The organism is Vreelandella titanicae BH1 (genome assembly GCF_000336575.1).
GTDB lineage: Bacteria > Pseudomonadota > Gammaproteobacteria > Pseudomonadales > Halomonadaceae > Vreelandella > Vreelandella titanicae.
On record NZ_AOPO01000004.1, the window covers coordinates 127,138 to 146,557 of the forward strand.

Annotated in this window: 14 protein-coding genes; 2 read left to right on the forward strand and 12 right to left on the reverse strand. The window is 54.2% G+C overall.

The window, feature by feature from the left end:
* Nucleotides 1-37 precede the first annotated feature (37 nt).
* The 6 genes from nqrE to HALTITAN_RS09665 all read right to left on the reverse strand — a co-directional run bounded on the left by nqrE (nt 38) and on the right by HALTITAN_RS09665 (nt 6,485).
* Nucleotides 38-655 (reverse strand): NADH:ubiquinone reductase (Na(+)-transporting) subunit E, encoded by a 618-nt coding sequence (gene nqrE / locus HALTITAN_RS09640; protein ID WP_009286984.1) that lies wholly within the window; start codon nt 653-655, stop codon nt 38-40.
* A gap of 1 nt (nt 656) precedes the next feature.
* Nucleotides 657-1,325 (reverse strand): NADH:ubiquinone reductase (Na(+)-transporting) subunit D, encoded by a 669-nt coding sequence (locus tag HALTITAN_RS09645; protein WP_009286985.1) that lies wholly within the window; start codon nt 1,323-1,325, stop codon nt 657-659.
* Between the two features lie 2 nt (nt 1,326-1,327).
* On the reverse strand, nt 1,328-2,149 hold the full coding sequence (locus tag HALTITAN_RS09650; protein ID WP_009286986.1) for a Na(+)-translocating NADH-quinone reductase subunit C: 822 nt from the start codon (nt 2,147-2,149) through the stop codon (nt 1,328-1,330).
* Nucleotides 2,149-3,372, reverse strand: coding sequence for an NADH:ubiquinone reductase (Na(+)-transporting) subunit B (locus HALTITAN_RS09655; RefSeq protein WP_022523175.1), 1,224 nt, complete (start codon nt 3,370-3,372; stop codon nt 2,149-2,151). Before HALTITAN_RS09655 ends, HALTITAN_RS09650 begins: the two co-directional genes overlap by 1 nt.
* A gap of 2 nt (nt 3,373-3,374) precedes the next feature.
* Nucleotides 3,375-4,724, reverse strand: coding sequence for a Na(+)-translocating NADH-quinone reductase subunit A (locus HALTITAN_RS09660; protein ID WP_027957530.1), 1,350 nt, complete (start codon nt 4,722-4,724; stop codon nt 3,375-3,377).
* 306 nt (nt 4,725-5,030) lie between these two features.
* Nucleotides 5,031-6,485: a glyceraldehyde-3-phosphate dehydrogenase gene (locus HALTITAN_RS09665; RefSeq protein WP_039859094.1), complete on the reverse strand. Its 1,455-nt coding sequence runs from the start codon at nt 6,483-6,485 to the stop codon at nt 5,031-5,033.
* Nucleotides 6,486-6,716: 231 nt separating this feature from the next.
* On the opposite strand from HALTITAN_RS09665, the gene mfd reads away from it, so the two are divergent.
* On the forward strand, nt 6,717-10,166 hold the full coding sequence (mfd, locus tag HALTITAN_RS09670) for a transcription-repair coupling factor (RefSeq protein WP_022523172.1): 3,450 nt from the start codon (nt 6,717-6,719) through the stop codon (nt 10,164-10,166).
* 111 nt (nt 10,167-10,277) lie between these two features.
* On the forward strand, nt 10,278-11,447 hold the full coding sequence (locus tag HALTITAN_RS09675) for a L,D-transpeptidase family protein (RefSeq protein ID WP_009286988.1): 1,170 nt from the start codon (nt 10,278-10,280) through the stop codon (nt 11,445-11,447).
* 177 nt (nt 11,448-11,624) lie between these two features.
* On the opposite strand, the gene HALTITAN_RS09680 is transcribed toward HALTITAN_RS09675, so the two are convergent.
* The 6 genes from HALTITAN_RS09680 to HALTITAN_RS09705 form a co-directional block, all read right to left on the reverse strand.
* A complete protein-coding gene (locus tag HALTITAN_RS09680; RefSeq protein WP_022523170.1) occupies nt 11,625-11,888 on the reverse strand; it encodes an Lpp/OprI family alanine-zipper lipoprotein in 264 nt (87 codons plus the stop codon).
* Between the two features lie 230 nt (nt 11,889-12,118).
* Nucleotides 12,119-12,748 carry a L,D-transpeptidase family protein gene (locus HALTITAN_RS09685; protein WP_009286989.1) on the reverse strand — a complete coding sequence of 210 codons (630 nt, stop codon included), beginning with the start codon at nt 12,746-12,748 and terminating at the stop codon, nt 12,119-12,121.
* 154 nt (nt 12,749-12,902) lie between these two features.
* Complete coding sequence (locus HALTITAN_RS09690) at nt 12,903-13,367, reverse strand: ferritin family protein (protein WP_022523168.1); 465 nt, start codon at nt 13,365-13,367, stop codon at nt 12,903-12,905.
* 46 nt (nt 13,368-13,413) lie between these two features.
* A complete protein-coding gene (locus HALTITAN_RS09695) occupies nt 13,414-13,875 on the reverse strand; it encodes a DUF6586 family protein (protein WP_022523167.1) in 462 nt (153 codons plus the stop codon).
* The gene (gene topA, locus HALTITAN_RS09700) at nt 13,872-16,499 is read right to left on the reverse strand and encodes a type I DNA topoisomerase (RefSeq protein ID WP_009286991.1); all 2,628 of its coding nucleotides are present in this window, start codon (nt 16,497-16,499) and stop codon (nt 13,872-13,874) included. Before topA ends, HALTITAN_RS09695 begins: the two co-directional genes overlap by 4 nt.
* A gap of 314 nt (nt 16,500-16,813) precedes the next feature.
* Nucleotides 16,814-19,357, reverse strand: coding sequence for a DUF3141 domain-containing protein (locus tag HALTITAN_RS09705; protein WP_009286992.1), 2,544 nt, complete (start codon nt 19,355-19,357; stop codon nt 16,814-16,816).
* Nucleotides 19,358-19,420 lie beyond the last annotated feature (63 nt).

A 19,420-nucleotide genomic window follows, 5' to 3' on the forward strand; every position in this document is an offset into this window, starting at 1 on the left:
GGCGATGTTTGCCACCGCCGGGAAAAACCGGCTCCGATTAAAGCTGAATGCCCGAGAAGGACATAAAGCCCAACGACATCAGCCCCACGGTGATGAAAGTAATGCCCAGCCCTTGAAGGCCACCCGGCACATCGCTGTACTTCAGCTTTTCACGAATACCCGCCAGGGCGGCAATGGCCAATGCCCAACCGGTGCCCGCGCCAAAGCCATAGACCACGGCTTCGCCAAAGTTATAGCTACGCTCCACCATGAACAGTACGCCACCCAGGATGGCGCAGTTAACGGTAATCAGCGGCAGGAAGACCCCTAGCGCGTTGTAGAGCGACGGTACGTACTTATCAAGGAACATTTCCATGATCTGTACCAGCGCCGCAATGACACCGATGTAGGAGAGCAACCCAAGGAAGGAGAGGTCGATGTTTTCAGCACCGCTAATACCGGTCCAGGTCAGCGCACCTTCCTGTAGCAAGAAGGTATAGACAAGGTTGTTAACCGGCACGGTGACGGTCAATACCACAATCACCGCAATGCCCAAGCCAATCGCTGAGGAGACCTTTTTGGACACCGCCAAGAAAGTACACATCCCCAGGAAGAAGGCCAGTGCCATGTTTTCAACAAACACCGAGGCAACAAAAAGACTCAGATAATGTTCCATGTTACACGGCCTCCTTGGGCTTGGTGTTTTCCTTCATTTTGAACTCATTATCTTCTACTTGCTCAGGGTTAACGGAACGCATTACCCAGATCAGTAGACCGATAATAAAGAACGCTGAAGGCGGTAGTAATAGCAAGCCGTTAGGCACGTACCAGCCACCATTTTGCACGGTCTGGAGGATGGTAATGCCAAATACGCTGCCCGAACCCAGCAGCTCACGGAAGAAACCCACCACCATGAGTACAAAGCCATAGCCTAGGCCGTTACCAATACCGTCTAAAAACGACATGCCCGGCGTATTGGACATCGCAAAGCCTTCAGCGCGCCCCATGACGATACAGTTAGTAATGATCAAACCCACAAATACCGAGAGCTGCTTAGACATCTCATAGGCATACGCCTTGAGAATCTGATCAACCACGATAACCAGCGAGGCAATAATGGTCATCTGCACGATGATACGGATCGAAGAGGGAATATGATTCCTGATCAACGATACGAACAGATTTGAGAATGCCGTTACGAAAATAACCGCCAGCGCCATAACGAGCGATACGCTCATACTGGTGGTTACCGCAAGTGCCGAACAGATCCCCAGAATTTGCAGCGCAATAGGGTTGTTCTGGAAAATCGGCGCTGTTAAAACGCCTTTTGCATTTACGTCCGCCATGATCAGGCCCCCTCAACGTCTTCGAAGTTGGTATCGGTCTCTTCGGCGTCTTCCGGCTCAGTGCCACTGCGGAATTTAGCCAAATAGGGACCGAAAGCTTCTTCGCTCAACCAGAACTGCAGCATGTTAGTCACGCCGTTACTGGTCAGCGTAGCGCCAGATAGCGCATCGACTTCGTATTCGTCACTGGCGCCGCCTTTGGTCAGGTGAATCTCCGGTGAGAGGTCGCCCTCTTCATCGTAAATTTTCTTGCCTTCCCACTGGGCTTGCCAGCGCGGGTTGTTAACTTCTGCGCCCAAACCTGGCGTTTCACTGTGCTCGTAGTAGGTGATACTGACAATAGTATTGCCATCACCCTCTACGGCCAGGAAGCCACGCATCAAGCCCCAAAGCCCCTGACCACGAATCGGCAACACGATCTGTTCCGGATCGTCTTCACTGCCGACCAGATAAACAGTCGCGTAGTTTTCAACCCGTGAAAGGCCCGCGATGTCTTGATCGCCAGAAAGCGTGCGACCCGAGGCCGGGTCACGGGCAGCCTCAAAACTATCGTAGGTATCGGGATCGAACTCATCGGAGTACTCACCCGTATCCAGGTCAACGACCCGTGCGATGATCTCATCGCTAAACACCTCTTCAACGTCCATACCCGGCTCATAAAGCTTGGCAACGTTCAAGATGTTGGTTTTACGGTCGAGTTCCTGGTTAAGCTGCTGCATGGGTCGCAAGGCGACCGCCGCGGTCGAGACAATGACGGAGCACACGATACACAGTGCAAACGCCACAATCAGGACTTTCTTGATGGAGTTGTTACCTTGTGCCATTAGGCAGTCTCCTCGGCCGGTACGGCGGTTCGCTTCACGCGACGCTTGATGTTGGCCTGGACGAAGAAATGGTCAATCAGCGGTGCAAACAGGTTAGCGAACAGAATCGCCAGCATGATGCCTTCCGGGAAAGCCGGGTTCACAACGCGAATCAAAACAGTCATCACACCAATCAGCGCACCAAACAGCAGACGGCCTTGATTGGTCATCGACGCCGACACCGGATCGGTTGCCATGAAGACCATACCGAAAGCGAAACCGCCGATCACCAGATGCCAGTACCACGGCATGGCAAACATTGGGTTGGTATCAGAGCCGATTAGATTAAACAGCGTACTGGTCACCACCATGCCCAGGAGTACCCCCAGCATGATTCGCCAAGAGGCAATTCCCGTCCACAGCAACACAGCGCCGCCGATAAAGATGGCTAGTGTCGAGACCTCCCCGATCGAGCCAGGGATAAAACCGATGAAGGCATCCCACCAGCTAAAGGTGTCGGTCAACGCAGACATACCGTCCTGGAACGCTAGCGAGAGTGCCGTCGCACCAGTATAGCCATCAGCGGCAACCCATACAGAGTCACCAGAGATTTGCGCGGGATAGGCAAAGTAAAGGAATGCACGACCGGTCAGCGCGGGGTTCAAGAAGTTTTTCCCCGTGCCGCCGAAGATCTCTTTACCGATCACCACACCAAAGGTGATACCCAAGGCAACCTGCCAAAGGGGAATGGTGGCGGGCAGTACCAGCGCGAAGAGTACGGAAGTGACGAAGAAGCCTTCGTTGACTTCGTGACCGCGCTTGATAGCGAACAGCACCTCCCAGAAACCACCGACCACAAAGGTGACCAGGTAGATAGGTAGGAAGTAGGTAGCGCCAAGGACAAAGTTAGCCCATAGGCTATTCGCATCGTGACCGGACGACAGCGTCATCATAATCGCTTCGCGCCAGCCTCCCATAGAGGCATAGCCCGCATCAATTGCCGTGTTGGCCTGCCAACCAGCGCTCCACATGCCGAAAAACATCGCCGGGAAAGTACACATCCACACGGTAATCATGATGCGTTTAAGATCGATACCGTCACGCACATGCGCGGTGGTTTTAGCCACGCTCGGTGGCGTGTAAAAAATAGTATCTACCGCTTCAAACAGCGGATAGAACTTTTCGTACTTTCCGCCTTTGTGGAAATGCGGCTCGATATTTTGGAGTGTCTGTTGAATACCCATTATCAGGCCTCTTTCTCGATCATGGTGAGATTATCACGCAGGATGGGGCCATATTCGTATTTGCCAGGGCAAACATACGTGCACAGCGCCAGATCCTCTTCGTCCAGCTCCAAACACCCTAGCTGCATGGCAACCTCAATGTCGCCCACGATCAACGAACGCAATAGCTGAGTCGGCATGATATCTAGCGGCATCACCTGCTCATAGGCACCTACCGGCACCATAGCACGCTCGGAACCATTGGTAGAGGTCGTCGGCGCATAGTTGCTGAGCCCCTTAATCTTGGAGATATAAATACCCAAGACCGAGTGACGATTAGCACCAGGAGACAACCAACCCATAAACGTGCGCTTGTTGCCCTCTTCCAGCAAACTCACTTGATTGCTGAAGCGGCCAAGGTAGGTCAACTTACCTTCAGCGGCAAAGCCAGAGAATACCGAACCAGAAATTACGCGAGTGTCCTCGGGTTTGATGACTTCGTTGGTCAGGAGTTCATCTGTACTAGCGCCGACACGGGTACGAATCAGACGCGGATTTTCAGCACGCGGGCCACCAATGGCAACCACACGGTTCATATCCAGCTTCCCTTCTACAAACAACTTACCGAATGCAATAACGTCCTGGTAGCCGATATGCCACACTTTTTTGTGCAGTGCGACTGGAGAAAGGTAGTGAATATGCGTGCCGACAAGTCCCGCAGGATGAGGGCCGGCAAAGCTTTCGGTTTTTACGCCGTCAACATCGCCACCCGGGACTGAGGCATTTTCGCCCGTACATAAGAAGACGTTGCCCTCGGTCAGGCGCGCTAACACCTTGAGGCCATCCTCGAATGCCTGCGACTGCTCGTTAATGATCAACGCAGGGTCAGGGCTAAGTGGATGGGTATCCACGGCGGTTACAAAAATATCGGCCGGGGTGCTATCAATGGCCGGGGTGCGCGAGAAAGGACGAGTGCGCAATGCAGTCCAGAGTCCCGATTCTACCAGTTGGTCGACAACGACCTGACGTTCAAGCTGCGCTAAGGCATTACGATCATGAGCAGCGAATTCGACCGCTTCCTCAGTTTCGTCTACTTTAATTACGACAGACAGCAAACGACGTTTTTCGCCACGGTTTATTGCAAGCACTTCACCGGCAGCGGGCGCTGTATAGCGCACACCAGCAATTTTCTTATCGGTGAAGAGCAATTGGCCCAGTTTGACCTTATCCCCTTCCTGGACTTCCATCGTCGGCTTCATGCCAACGTAGTCGGTACCCAGGATTGCCACGTGGCGCACAGGCCGCGCATCTTCAATACGCTGCTCGGGCGCTCCCGTGATGGGGAGATCCAGGCCTTTTTTGACTTCGATCATAGTCTCGCCCAGTTGTTGGATCGGATATACGAAGGTATGGGGTTCGAATGCTTATTTTCTGCTCAGCGAATTGTTATTTTCTGCTCAGATTGTTACCAGTCCGGCCCAAGCAGCACTTGAACCACCCCGAAAAATCCATCGTATTATAAAGATAAGCGCGTCCAATGACCACATCCCTGATGACCACCAAAAGTGCTATATACATTGGCAAAAGATGAGATTGAGACCAAAAAAACGCCACCCGAAGGTGGCGTCAACGCATTCTCTTAGCTCTAACACCCGGCATGCGGGCTTTGCTAAGTTTAACTAGCGAGGAAGTTTTAAAAACCGTACGTTAGACATTTGCTGCAAAATACGTACAACCTGGCAGCTATAACCGAACTCATTGTCATACCACACATAAATGACCGCATGATGGCCGTTGGCGATGGTAGCTTTAGCATCCACGATACCGGCATGACGATTGCCCACAAAGTCCGACGACACCACTTCTGCTGAATCGACAAAGTCAATTTGCTTCTGGTAGGCAGACTCGATCGACATACGGCGCAAGTAGTCATTTAGCGCTACGGCATCTGTCGCTTTATCCAGGGTCAGATTGAGAATGGCCATAGAGACATTAGGGATTGGCACGCGAATGGCGTTGCCGGTCAGCTTACCCTCTAGCTCAGGTAGCGCTTTCGATACGGCCTTGGCTGCCCCTGTCTCGGTCAATACCATATTCAGCGCCGCACTGCGGCCACGACGGTCACCTTTATGGTAGTTGTCGATCAAATTCTGGTCGTTGGTATAGGCATGCACGGTTTCCACATGACCATTCACCACACCGTACTCGTCATTGAGCACCTTCAGTACCGGAACGATCGCATTGGTAGTGCAAGAGGCAGCAGAGACGATGAGATCGCTGTCGCCAATGGATTCGTGGTTAATACCGTAAACGATGTTTTTAATATCGCCTTTACCCGGTGCCGTTAGCAGCGCTTTGGCAGCACCTTTACACTGCAGATGCTGGCCCAAGCCCTCTTCATCGCGCCAGATACCGGTATTATCAACAATCACCGCGTTATCGATATCATACTCGGTGTAGTCAATCTCGCTGGGCGAATCGGCGTAAATAACCTGAATAACATTGCCGTTGACCGTCAGCGTGCGGGCCTCTGCATCGACCATGATGGTACCGTCAAAGGGCCCATGCACGGAGTCACGACGCAGCAGGCTGGCGCGCTTCTCAAGGTCTTTAGCCACATCGCCACGGCCACGCACCACAATAGCGCGCAAACGCAGTAGATTACCGCCCCCGGCCTTCTCTATCATCACTCGTGCCAGTAAACGACCAATGCGGCCAAAACCGTAGAGCACCACATCTTGCGGCTCCCCGGTGCTAGCACCCGGCTGGTAGCCATCAATAATCTCTTGCAGCTCTTTACGCAGGAAGGCTTCGACATCGCCACCACCCTGGTTCTTGAACATCACCGCCAGCTTACCTACATCCACATGGGCAGGGCCAAGGTTCAAAGCGACCATCCCCTTCACGATAGAGTAGGTATCCTCAACGGAGAGCTCAGTCCCTTCTATTTTACGCACGAAGCGGTGGTCTTTAAGAATGCGGATGACCGACCGTTTAATAAGTGAACGCCCGAACATGGTGGCAACGACGTTATTCTGACGATAGAGCTGCCCTACTAACGGGATCATCTGCTCCGCCAAGGCTTCGTTGCCTTGCCATTCTTGAAAAACGTTTTCGAGCGCTTGCTGACTCACGTGCGGCCTCATCAGGTAGTGGGAACGGAGAGTGTATTATCCGGGGCAAGCGCAGCGGTCGCAATGACTGGATAGTCGCACAACATGTAGGGGTATTACAGAAATGCCAATCTCACTACAAAACCTCTTTCAGTACAGATTAACCCGCTACCTTAAGCCGCGGCACTCTAACTGAAACGGGTGATCGTGTATGATCTCCCTTCCGTTTCAGCGCAAAACGATATCTTGCTTATGCCGACATTCTCTCTGCTCGAACCGCCCCAGCCCCAAGGGACTCGCGATACGCTCTACTGGACATCGCCGCCGGGTAGCGCGACTGCGCTGGCACTCTCCCGCGTTGCTGCGAAAGCTCCGCTATTGGTGATCACTCCCAATACGGCCAGCGCGCAGCGTCTTGAACAAGATCTCTATTTTTATAGCGACGTACCGGTACTGCCCTTCCCCGACTGGGAAACGCTGCCCTACGACAGCTTTTCACCCCATCAGGATATTGTCTCGGCGAGACTGCGTACCCTGCGCCAACTGCAAGATGGCGTGCGCGGCATTGTGCTGGTGCCGATCAACACGTTGATGCAGCGCTTGCCCCCGGTTGAGTACATTGCCGGGCGGGTCATGACACTCAAAACTGGCGAGCGCTTGAATCGCGAAGCGTTTCGGGAATCGCTCTCCCGAGCGGGCTATCGCGCTGTCGAAACGGTCTATGAGCCCGGCGAATACGCCATGCGCGGCGCGCTGATTGACCTGTTTGCGATGGGTATGGATGAGCCGATCCGTATTGATCTGTTCGATGACGAGATCGATTCGCTGCGCCACTTCGACCCTGGCAGCCAGCGCTCGACTGATAAGCTTGAATCGCTAGAATTGCTACCCGCCCACGAGTACTCGCTAAGCCGCAGCGCGATTGCCTGTTTTCGTGAGCAGTTTGAAACCCTGTTCGACGTTGATCCGCGGCAATGCCCTCTTTATAACGATGCGTTGAAAGGCATTCCTTCACCGGGGCTTGAGCACTATTTACCACTGTTTTTTGAACACACTGCATCGCTGTTTGACCACCTGACCGACGATACACGAGTCGCACTGCTGCCGGGAGTTTTTGCTGCCGCCGAGCAGCACTGGCAGTCGATCGACGCTCGCTACGTAAACTTGGGCGTTGACCCAACCCGCCCGCTGCTGCCACCGCACCGAGCGTTTTTCCCGGTCAACGATGTATTCTCGGCAATCAAAGCCTGCCCGCGAATAGAGTTAACCGAGGATAGCGAGCAGCGCCATGCGCAACAGCCTGAAGCCGCACCGCTTCCCACACTCTCTATTAATGCCCGCGCCAAGCAGCCATTGGCGGAGCTGTCAGCATTTTTGCACTCCCATGCCCAAACCCGGGTGCTGTTTGTGGCGGAGTCGCGGGGTCGCCGGGAAGCCCTGGAAGAGATCCTGTCGCCACTTCAGCTCTCGCTTCCGCATACCGATAGCTTCCACGACTTTCTCGCTAGCGATCATACCTATGCAATTACGGAAGGTTTGGTCGACAGCGGCTTATGGCTAAATAATCCAAGTATTGCGGTAATTAGTGAAACCGAGCTGTTTGGTGACGTGGTACGTCAGAGCCGTCGGCGCGAAAAAGCCACGGATGACAATGAGCTTGCAGTACGCCACTTGTCGGAGCTGCGCGAAGGTGCGCCAGTGGTTCACCAGGCCCACGGCGTGGGCCGCTATTTAGGGCTGGAAACCTTAGAGGCCGGTGGCCAGGCAAATGAGTTCCTGGCGCTCTCCTACGCCGATGGTGCCAAGCTTTATGTGCCTGTCGACAGCCTGCATATGATCTCCCGTTACAGCGGGGCCGGTGACGAACTGGCCCCGCTGCATAAGCTCGGTTCGGACCAGTGGGAAAAAGCCCGCCGCAAAGCCGCCGAAAAAATTCGCGATACCGCTGCAGAGCTGCTGGATGTCTACGCCCGCCGGGAAGCCCAGCAAGGGGTGGTCTATGAGGCGCCAGGCGAGGAGTATCTGCGTTTTGCGGGTAACTTCCCATTTGAAGAGACCGCTGACCAGCACGCGGCGATTGAAGCGGTCATCAGCGATATGACCTCCCCGCAGCCCATGGATCGCGTGGTGTGCGGCGATGTCGGCTTCGGCAAAACCGAAGTGGCCATGCGCGCGGCATTTTTGGCCGTACAGTCTGGCCGCCAAGTGGTGGTATTGGTGCCCACTACGTTGTTGGCGCGCCAGCACTTCGAGAACTTCCGCGACCGCTTTGCTGACACCGCCGTCAATATTGGCCTGATCTCGCGCTTTACCAGCGGCAAAGAGGTCACCCAGACACTAGAGAGCATTAAAAGCGGCCAAACGGATATCGTCATCGGCACCCATAAACTGCTCGCCAAAAGCGTTGAGCTGCCCAAAATGGGCCTGCTGATCATCGATGAGGAGCACCGCTTCGGGGTGGCGCAAAAAGAGAAGCTCAAAACGCTGCGTGCCGAAGTCGATATTTTGACGCTGACCGCGACCCCTATTCCGCGCACGCTCAATATGGCCATGAGCGGCATCCGCGATCTGTCGATTATCGCTACGCCGCCCGCCCGCCGTCTGTCGGTTAAAACCTTTGTTCAGCAGCACGACACCAGTATCATCAAGGAAGCCCTGCTACGTGAAATACTGCGTGGTGGGCAGGTCTATGTACTGCATAACGAAGTCAAAACCATTGAAAACAGTGCCGAACAGATTCGTGAACTAATCCCCGAAGCGCGGGTAGCGGTTGCCCACGGCCAGCTTCCCGAGCGCAGCCTGGAACGCATTATGTCGGACTTCTACCACCGACGCTTTAACGTGCTGGTGTGTTCGACCATCATTGAAACCGGCATTGATGTACCCAGCGCCAACACCATTATTATCGAACGTGCTGATAAATTTGGCTTGGCACAGCTACACCAACTGCGGGGCCGGGTCGGCCGTAGTCACCATCAGGCGTACGCCTACCTATTAACGCCACCGCCCAAAGCGATGACCCGTGATGCTATCAAGCGTCTGGAAGCAATTAGCGCTTCGGATGATCTAGGCGCTGGCTTTACCCTGGCCAGCCACGATATGGAAATCCGTGGCGCGGGTGAACTGCTGGGGGATGAACAGAGCGGCCAGATGGAAACCATCGGCTACACCCTCTATATGGAGATGCTGGATCGAGCGGTGAAGGCCATTCGCGCGGGTAAAACGCCCAATATCGATGCGCCCTTCAATACCGGCGTGGAAATCAACCTCAACCTGCCTGCGCTGATTCCAAGTGATTATATTCACGATGTTCAGCAGCGCCTGGTGATGTACAAGCGGATTGCCAACACCCAGAGCGATAGCGAACTTAAAGAGTTACAGGTTGAGCTGATCGACCGCTTTGGCTTGCTGCCCAACCCGGTGAAAAACCTGATTCGCCAGACCAAGCTGCGCCACCGTGCCGAGCAACTGGGAATCAGCAAAATCGAGGCTGGCGAGAGCCGCGGTAGAGTATTGTTTGATAGCAGCACCCAGGTGGATCCCTTAACCCTGGTGACCCTCATTCAGACGTCACCAAAGCACTATCGTTTAGATGGCTCTGACACCTTACGGTTTGAATTACCAATGGAAAGTGTCGACAAGCGCTTCCAGCAACTTGAAAACCTACTTAGCACCCTTAACCAAAAAGTAGCGGCGGCGTGAAGCTTGGGGCAAACTTGCCAGTAGCCATGGCCCAGTTGATCAACAGCCGTTTATTGATCCCAGTGGCCCAGCAACGCGCATCAGCAGTGAATTAACACATTAGGAACGATCATGAACATTCGCGATACCTTTACCCTTTGGGGCCCTACCAGCTTGGCCGTGCTACTCGCCGCTAGCCTTGTGAGCCCCGCTTTTGCGCAACCAGCTAACGAGCAAGCCGACAGCCCAACACAGGCGCAAGAGCAGCAGACTCAAGAAAGCTCAGAAGAATCGCCACAGGCGCAAGCACAGGAAATCAGCATAGACGCCGTCGATAGCGCCACTCAGGTTGCTGATCAGGATGAGCTACCCCGTGGTCACTTCCGCCTACCCGAAGAAGGCGATGTCATTGGCGAGCGCTACACCGTCGTTGTCGAAGACCCCAAGCAGACGCTGATCGATATCGCCCGACGCCACAACATTGGCTATGAAGAGATTCGCATGGCCAACCCGGGTGTCAGCCTCTGGGTACCTGGCGTAGGTACCGAAGTGGTGATCCCCGCCCAATACATTCTTCCGCCTGCGCCGCGGGAAGGCGTTGTCATTAACCTTTCTGAGCTACGTCTCTACTACTACCCTGCCGACAAACCCGGCATCGTCGAAACCTACCCGGTTAGCGTGGGGCGTGAAGAGTTCGCTACCCCCGTAGGCATCACCCGCACCACGGTTAAGGTTAAAGACCCCGCCTGGGCTCCACCGGCATCTATGCGTCGCGAAGCAGCCGAACGCGGCGAACCAGCGCCTTCCGTGGTACCGCCCGGCCCTAATAACCCCTTGGGCGAGCACGCAATTCTGCTGGCCATGCCGAGCTATCTCATTCACGGTACCAACCGCCCTGATGGCGTCGGTATGCGCGTTAGCCGTGGCTGTATCCGCATGTACCCGGAAGATATCAAATCGCTCTACGAGCGTTTGCCTAGCGGTACTCAGGTCAACCTGATGGATGCACCGTTCAAAGCGGGCTTTGCAGCCGATGGCACGCTGTTTGTGCAATCTTTCCCACAGCTGGAAGAGAACGCGGAAGGCTTTGAGCCACTGCTTAATGCCCTTGAACGCGTCACTGAGCTAACTGGCAGTGACGTTGAAATAGACGCGGATCAGATTCAGCGCGCCGTAGAAGCTCCTGACGGCCAATTTATCGCACTATATGGCCCTCAGGCTCCCGAGCCAGAACCAGAGCCTGTTGAGCTGATTGACGAGCTTAAGCTCAGCGCCGCCACTGACGACGATAAAGACGCTTAACCGAACACCTAGCAACAAAAAACCCCGCCAAGGCGGGGTTTTTGCGTAGCTAGTATCAAAACCTACTGGTCTGACGCTTTAACGTACAGCGCCTTACTACGGCATATTAACTAACTACAGCTTTCTTCCAGCAGCTGCTGAGAGAGTCAGACGACTCCCTCAGCAGCCCAAGCAGAATTACTTCTGCATGGAACGCTGGAACATACGGTTCATTTCTTCACGGTTCTGCTCAGACATCTGCAGAGCAGCCTGCGCGTCGCGCTGGGCTTGGTTTGCAGTGTTCATAGCTTGTGAAGCCATGCTGCGTGCTTCTGCAGCGTCAGCCTGTGCAGATTCTGCAGTCATGCGAACTTCTTCCAGCGCGCTGGTAGAAGCACAACCAGCAAGAATTGCCAGAGAAGCGGCAGCAGCAGTCATCTTCAGAGTAGTTTTCAGAGTCATAATGTTCTCCTTGAGTCGTCCTTGGGTACTACGTTAAGGGTATGACAAAGGTAAGGCTAGTCACTTAAATTAGAATAAGTTCTTAGCTTAAATTTGTCTACCTGCGGTGCAGGTTCTTTTCAGTGACTTGTGCTGCAAAGCACGCAAGTCAAACGCTGTTTTATAATAGACCACAGCGGTTGTCTATAGCCACTTGTTTAAAACCTCGAACTTCCATCAACGGCGTTAGCTTAACGGATCACTACCCGAGTGCCAACACCCACTAGCGCTGCCAGGCGATCGATTTGATCGTTGGTAACGGCAACACACCCCTGAGTCCAGTGATAGCGCCCATGAATATTGGGGTCTGCGCTACCCAGGCCATGAATTCCAATCGCCCCACCCAGTGCGGTATCTTGCGGGGGGCGACCGTAACGTCGATAGTAGTCGAAGTAGTCATCATAATCAGCTTGGGAATAAATCCCTTTTTCCAGCGCCATTCTAGCGTGCGCTGGGGTTGGGTAATCAATGCCTATGAAGGTACGCCACTGGCTTTCGTAATTAAAACGGTTGACATGAAACTCCCCCATGGGAGTCACATTATCGCCGCGAACCCGTTGGGTTTTAGCCCCAGCACGGCCAAGTGATATGGGCGCAAACCGCTCCAGCAGCGCGTTACCCCGAAACACGCTAAGGGTGGCCTCTTTGTCGTCCACCAGCACCCACAGTTCGTTGCTATGACGCGGCACATGAGCGCGACTTAGTATCGTTTCTACGAGATCGGTGGCGGTATCCTGACTGGGCGCAGTAACAGCAGCACTGGCCACGGCTGGCAAGCTCAACACCATGGCTAAAAATCGACGGCGATTAACTAAAAACATGACAGCTCTCGAAACAAGTTAGCCCGCGATTGACCGACTCGGCGCATCTGGTGGCTGTTATACCCTATTCCCACATTCGCCGTTAGCAATTTCGTCATGTACACGACTGACGCCCCGAAGAGCAGTAACCGATAATCCACTAGTAGAGACCCCATCAAACGCCCTGAAACTCTTCCATACTCGCCATTATATTGCGTATCTCGGAATTATGTCCTTGAGCCAGGGCATTGAAAAACTCCTCTTCAGGCTCAATTTTCGCTCGTGCCGCGCGATGCTCGTAGAGCGCTTGAAGGCGCTGATGCGACGATGTGGCAGTTCTCATCGCATCCTCTATCGAGCCGGTGATGGTTTGTTCCGACAAGCGATCCAACTCAGGCGGCTGGGGGAAATCGCTGGAATCATCGAACCATAACTCCAGCACTTCTGAATGGTCAGAGCCATCGTGGAAGAGATCTTCAAGCCCCGTTTTCATTTTTAGCTCACGGCTGGCCAAGTAATTAAACGCCATCTCTAAGCGCTGATTCTCAGCATCCTCAGCGGCTTCGCTATACTGTCGCGCCATCCGGGCATGAAAACCCGCCGCCCATTCGATTAAATCTTTCACCTGGTTATAGCGCATCATGATCTCCTTTCTTAACGACTTGAGCGATGCATAACAATAAACACTACCACTCCAGGCTGGTTTCGCGCAGCGCGCCTATTTCACGCTTGGCCGCCTGAAGATTATCCAGTAACTGCTGGCGCAAACCGGCCTGGTTACCCACGGCAATCATAGCGGGGTTGTGAGTTTCGCGCCGCGCAGCACCTTCGTCACTATGTAGGCGCTCAAGTTGCCCCTCCAACCAGTTCAGCCAGCTTTCCGGCTGGGCTTTCAAGTCGCGCAGACGTTGCAGCTCGGCCAAGGCAGGGCCATCCTGGGCCAGCAATACAGTCCAGCGATGCTCCGACAGCCGAGCGTGTTCAGTAACTTCGCGCAGTAACGACTCAAGCGCCAGCTCAAAAAGCGCCAGCGCACTCTCTTCCAACGCCATCTGCCGCGCAGAAGCATGCTCATCACTTCCCGCGGGCAAGGTGACTAATAGCTCCGCCTGATAGAGCAGCTGGTTGGTTCGTGACCGTGCATTCACTTGCGTTTGTCCTCCACGTGCCATTTACCGGCATCAAACATGGCTTTCCAGCCTGTGGCCTTGCCCTCCTCGTCGGTCATCACGTACTGCTCTTTGCTCTTCCGCGAGTAGCGGATTTGCGCCGGGCGACCATCCGGATCTTCACTCGGCGCTTTAAGAATGAAGTGATACTTTTCGGGCAGCTCATCGGCGTGCGCTTTCAGCTCTTTCACCAGCGGCGGCCGTGTTTCACGATTTTTAGGGAACTTGCTGGCAGCCAAAAACAGCCCGCTTGCGCCATCACGCAGCACGTAATGGTCGTCAACTTTTTGGCAAGCCAGTTCCGGCATCGGGATCGGGTCCATTTTTGGCGGCGCCACTTCGCCGCTTTTCAATAGCTTACGGGTGTTTTTACATTCGCTATTGGTACAGCCAAAATACTTGCCAAAGCGGCCTGACTTCAACTGCATCTCAGAGCCGCACTTATCGCACTCGATGATCGGGCCGTCGTAGCCTTTGATCTTGAATTTGCCGCCTTCAACTTCGTAGCCGTCACAATCGGGGCTGTTACCACAGATGTGCAGCTTACGCGTTTCATCGATTAGGTAGTTGTCCATCGCCGTGCCACACTTGGGGCAGCGACGCTTGGCACGCAGCGCATTGGTTTCGGCCTCTTCTCCCGCGTCTTCGGCCACCGCCTCTTCACCAGGAATCAGGTCAATGGTGGTTTTACAACGCTCTTTGGGCGGCAAATTGTAGCCACTACAACCCAGGAAAACCCCGGTGGAAGCGGTACGAATTTGCATATGACGACCACAGCTTGGGCAGTCGATATCCGTTGGCACCGGCTGATTGGGGCGCATGCCATCTTCGCTCTCAGCCTTGGCCAGCTCTTCACGGAATTCTTCGTAGAAGGCATCCAGCAGCGCCTGCCAGTTGCGTTCGCCTTCGGCGACCTCATCCAGACTATCTTCCATGCGGGCAGTGAACGAGAAGTCCATCAAATCAGGGAAGGACTCTTTCAACCGCTCGGTGACGATATCGCCCAGCTTTTCGGCATAGAAACGACGGTTTTCCAGCTTCACATAGCCGCGATCCTGGATCGTTGAGATAATTGAAGCGTAAGTTGACGGTCGGCCAATGCCCTGCTTTTCAAGCTCTTTGACCAGGCTTGCTTCGGTGTAGCGTGGTGCTGGCTTGGTAAAGTGCTGCTGAGGATCGAGCGCTTCCAGTGCCATAGGCGTACCTTTTGGCAAGTCCGGTAAGCTCTGATCTTCATTTTTACCACTAGGCTTCATCACCCGGGTATAACCATCAAACTTCAGTACACGTCCTTTGGCACGTAGCTCGTAGCCATCGACTTCAACACTCAGCGTGCTTGAAAGGTACTCTGCAGGGGTCATTTGGCAGGCCACAAATTGACGCCAGATCAGCTCGTAGAGACGCTCGGCATCCCGCTCCATTCCGGCCAGATCGGAAGCCTTACGCTCGACACTGGAAGGGCGAATCGCCTCATGGGCCTCTTGAGCACTCTCTTTGCTGCTATAACGATTAGGTGCTTCGGGCAGGTAGCGTTCGCCGAACTCTTCACCGATATAGCTACGCACACCCTCAACCGCATCTTTCGATAAGTTGGTGGAGTCGGTACGCATATAGGTGATGTAACCCGCCTCATAGAGGCGCTGAGCCATGGTCATGGTTTTCTTCACAGAAAAACCTAACCGGCCACTCGCCGCTTGCTGCAGCGTAGAGGTAATAAAGGGTGCCGTGGGCTTTGAGCTGGTGGGCTTGTCTTCCCGTGAGGTAATCGCCAGCTTGGCTTTTCTAAGCTGCTCAATACGCGCAAGGGTGTCTTTTTCGGAGGTAGGCTTAAAGGCCTTGCCATCCTGACGAACCAGGGCAAAACGCACCAGCTCACCCTCAGGAGAGGCCAAATCCGCGTGCACATCCCAAAACTCTTCAGGAATAAAGGCACGGATTTCGCGCTCGCGCTCAACAATTAGACGTACCGCGACTGACTGTACACGGCCAGCCGACAGCCCGCGCGCTACTTTCGCCCACAGTAGAGGCGAAAGCATAAAGCCCACAACGCGATCCAGGAAACGCCTTGCCTGCTGCGCCTCTACCCGGGGGATATTGAGCGCGCCAGGCGCCTTGAAAGCGTCTTGAATCGCGTTTTTGGTGATTTCGTTGAACACCACGCGCTTGTAGCGGCTGTCATCGCCACCGATGGTCTCGCGCAGGTGCCAAGCAATGGCTTCCCCTTCGCGATCCAAATCCGTTGCGAGGTAGACAGCGTCAGCCTTCTCAGCCAGCTTCTTTAGCTCGGCAACGACTTTCTCTTTTCCGGGCAGCACCTCATAGCGGGCTTCCCAGCCGTTGTTGGGGTCAATCCCCATCCGCCGAATCAGCTGATCTTGGCTTTTACGTTTTTTATATTCTACTTTCTCTTCCGCCGACATCTTGCGTGTCGCTGCGGCCTGGCGCGCGCGCTCCTTGGGGTCGGAGGCTGCCTTACCTGAGCCGCTGGTCGGCAGGTCACGAATGTGGCCCACGCTCGACTTCACGATGAAATCGTTGCCGAGATATTTGTTAATCGTCTTCGCTTTCGCTGGCGACTCGACGATGACCAGTGACTTGCCCATAGTGCTCCACTTTCCTAATGCACGGACTGTCTAGCGCGTGCTCTGAATTCGGTGCCGTATCGACGGGCTGAAACTGCCCGTTAAAAAAGATACGGATGAAAAAATGCGCCTACCCTACCCCAGCCCTTAGCTAAGCGCCAGTGGCAACCAAGCCGTAGGGAGAATCCATAGACTTTAGACAACCAGGGTTATATTTCAGACAAATAGTAGCTAGACACTAGACTGCCACCGACATTACAGCAACCCAAAAGGTAATCAGGCAAACAAAGCGCCCCCACCAAATAGGCGGGGGCGCAATGAGCTAATGTACTGATTTAGCGTTTAGGCGGCGTCTTTTTACGTCTGGTAGTGCTGGTGGGTTTAGCCACCGGCTCACTGGCCGACTCGCTAGTCGCAGCAGATTTAGGCGATGACTCCTTAACCACGGACTCCTCATTCACCACGGGCTGCTCCTTGGCCACTGGCGCAGACGAAGTCGTTTGCGTTTCGGCCAGCTTAGCAGTAGCAGCTTTGGGCTTAGCGGCAGGCTTAGTTGTCGAAGCCGCTTTGCTGGCCGTCGGCTTGCTCGCAGCCGGCTTATTCGCTACCGATTTGCGGGGTCTTGCCTTATCAAACAACACTTTAATTTGCGCAAAGCGCTCAGCAGCATGCTCTGAAAGATCGCCGCTGGCGGCAAAGACATGCTCAAGGTGGCTAATATAGCCATCGACATCATCGTTGCTGCTACCTGCTAGCAAAGTAGGCAGCGAATTCAACGCCTGCTCACGATCCAGCTTCAAGATAAAGAACTGCTCGCGCACCAAGTTTTTAAAATCACTCAGTTCGATACCAGGCTCAAGCTCCGCACGGGAGGCGCGTAGCCGCTTAAAGTTACGCTCATCTGTAGCTGGGGCGCCACCGAGCACATAGATAAGCGAGCGCATAACCGCTTCATGGGCACTGCCCTTAGCAATTTTCTCTCGCAGCTCTTCCTGACGCTGCTCAATAAAGCGACGGTGCTCGGGCTCTGCCCCTGGACGGCGGCGGTGTACATGGGCATCGCCATACAGACCGACAGCAGCCTGCAATAGCGGCTGGCCGTAGATATCCATAAACATTTTTTCGGTGCTGCTATCCCGCAAATCGCGCATCGCATTGAGGCTGGCGACCAGTTGATCAGACCCCATAGTTTCAAGCGTTTTGAACAGATTATCTTTTGATACTGGGTGACGATTTTTGCGCACTGCTTCCGCCATTACCGGTAGCGGCACCGAAAGTGGATTACGATCAGAAAGCAGCTTGTAGCCCAAACGGATAGGGTGCATACGACGAATCAAGCGGGCAGCTTCCGGTGTCATGATGGCTTTTAGCCACGGCTGCAGAAAGAGCCGATACATCCCCAAATTGATTTCTGAGATCCGTGCCACGGTGGCAAAACGACGATCATCCTCTGGCTTGTGCATTACTGCCTGATCTAACTCTTCAAAGTTACGCGGCATAAATTCGAGCAGATAATCCCGCTCGAACAGCTCAGCGTCTTCACCCTTCTCTGCCGGAGATATGGAGGTTTCGTACAGCCCAGGCGGCAGTACGTCGATGTAATCCATATTGGCGGTGAATTCGGTATGCTCTTTGCGCGATACGCTGCCCGAAACAAATATACCTAGATGGCCGGTCGTATCATGCTGGCAATAGACGATGGTTTGCTCATTGGCAATGATGTCATCGGTGTTTGCATATAAATCACGAATCCACCCCAATGCTTGAGGCGGCGGAGTAATGTCATCCCCACGCGAACAGAACACAACCACCGGCGAACGCACATTACGCAGGTCGATTCGGCGGCCATCATGGGTGACCAGCTGCGCGGTAGAGAGCCGATTACCGACAAATAGATTATCGACGATATACTGAATCTCTTCACCGCCTAATACGACGTGACCACCCCACCAACGCTCAAAATCGAGGTATCGGCCCGCTTCGGTATCGATATTGTCGTAAAGGTGATACTGCTTTTTCCAGTAGGTATTAGCCGGGTTGAGGCGCTCGAAGTTCTGCACCAGCCACGCCCCGTCAAACAGGCCGTCGCCAATATCACTGGTGAGTGCCGTAATCCAGCTGCCTCCCGCCATCCCGCCGGTATAGCGCATGGGGGCTTTGCCGTGTTCACCAGCCCAGTAGGAGAGTGGCGCGCCAGCAATCAGGATAGGGCCAAAAACGTCAGGCTCCAAGGCAGCCGCCATCATGATCTGCCAGCCCGCCTGGCAATTGCCCACCACCATCGGTTTTTCAGTCGTTTCGGGATGCAGCTCAATCACATGGCGCAAAAAAGCGATCTCCGACTCGACCACATCCTCAACGGTTTGGCCTGGCTCAGGAAACGGCAAAAAACCAATAAAGTAGCAGGGGTGCCCCGCTTTAAGCGCCACGCCCAACTCACTGTCCGGCTTAAACCCTCCAATCCCTGGCCCATGCCCCGCACGTGGGTCAACCACTACAAACGGGCGCTTTTGCAGATCAATTTCTGTCCCTTCGTGGGGCAACACACGCAACAGTTCGTAGTTGGTTGGCCGCGGCAGCGTCCGACCATCCATCAGCACTTCGGTATCGAACCCCAACACATTGGGCTTGGTTTGCTCCATATGCTCGAGGTACTGATTACCGCGTTCGCGCATAACGTCCAGATAGAGAACGCTGCGCTCCATGCTATCGCGCCAGTAACCAAAGGCTGCACGCCCAAACCCGAAAGGATCGAATAATGAAGCGATCGCCTCACTTCCAGGTATGGCTGTGGAATCATTTTGTTGCTTCAACCATGCGCTAGTGAAAGCGTTAGCAGGAAACATAGTCTTGGCGAGTGGGTTAGCAAGAAAGTTCATAGGGTCTCCCGTTGGGTTGATGCACAGGCATCAGACCCGAAAGCAATGATGCTGCAATGCAAT

What these genes read in the sequence shown, in the direction of transcription:
- nqrE (WP_009286984.1), bottom strand. Translation starts at nt 655, where the DNA reads ATGGAACATTATCTGAGTCTTTTTGTTGCCTCGGTGTTTGTTGAAAAC.
- HALTITAN_RS09645 (WP_009286985.1), bottom strand. Translation starts at nt 1,325, where the DNA reads ATGGCGGACGTAAATGCAAAAGGCGTTTTAACAGCGCCGATTTTCCAG.
- HALTITAN_RS09650 (WP_009286986.1), bottom strand. Translation starts at nt 2,149, where the DNA reads ATGGCACAAGGTAACAACTCCATCAAGAAAGTCCTGATTGTGGCGTTT.
- HALTITAN_RS09655 (WP_022523175.1), bottom strand. Translation starts at nt 3,372, where the DNA reads ATGGGTATTCAACAGACACTCCAAAATATCGAGCCGCATTTCCACAAA.
- HALTITAN_RS09660 (WP_027957530.1), bottom strand. Translation starts at nt 4,724, where the DNA reads ATGATCGAAGTCAAAAAAGGCCTGGATCTCCCCATCACGGGAGCGCCC.
- mfd (WP_022523172.1), top strand. Translation starts at nt 6,717, where the DNA reads ATGCCGACATTCTCTCTGCTCGAACCGCCCCAGCCCCAAGGGACTCGC.
- HALTITAN_RS09675 (WP_009286988.1), top strand. Translation starts at nt 10,278, where the DNA reads ATGAACATTCGCGATACCTTTACCCTTTGGGGCCCTACCAGCTTGGCC.
- HALTITAN_RS09680 (WP_022523170.1), bottom strand. Translation starts at nt 11,888, where the DNA reads ATGACTCTGAAAACTACTCTGAAGATGACTGCTGCTGCCGCTTCTCTG.
- HALTITAN_RS09685 (WP_009286989.1), bottom strand. Translation starts at nt 12,748, where the DNA reads ATGTTTTTAGTTAATCGCCGTCGATTTTTAGCCATGGTGTTGAGCTTG.
- HALTITAN_RS09690 (WP_022523168.1), bottom strand. Translation starts at nt 13,367, where the DNA reads ATGCGCTATAACCAGGTGAAAGATTTAATCGAATGGGCGGCGGGTTTT.
- topA (WP_009286991.1), bottom strand. Translation starts at nt 16,499, where the DNA reads ATGGGCAAGTCACTGGTCATCGTCGAGTCGCCAGCGAAAGCGAAGACG.
- HALTITAN_RS09705 (WP_009286992.1), bottom strand. Translation starts at nt 19,357, where the DNA reads ATGAACTTTCTTGCTAACCCACTCGCCAAGACTATGTTTCCTGCTAAC.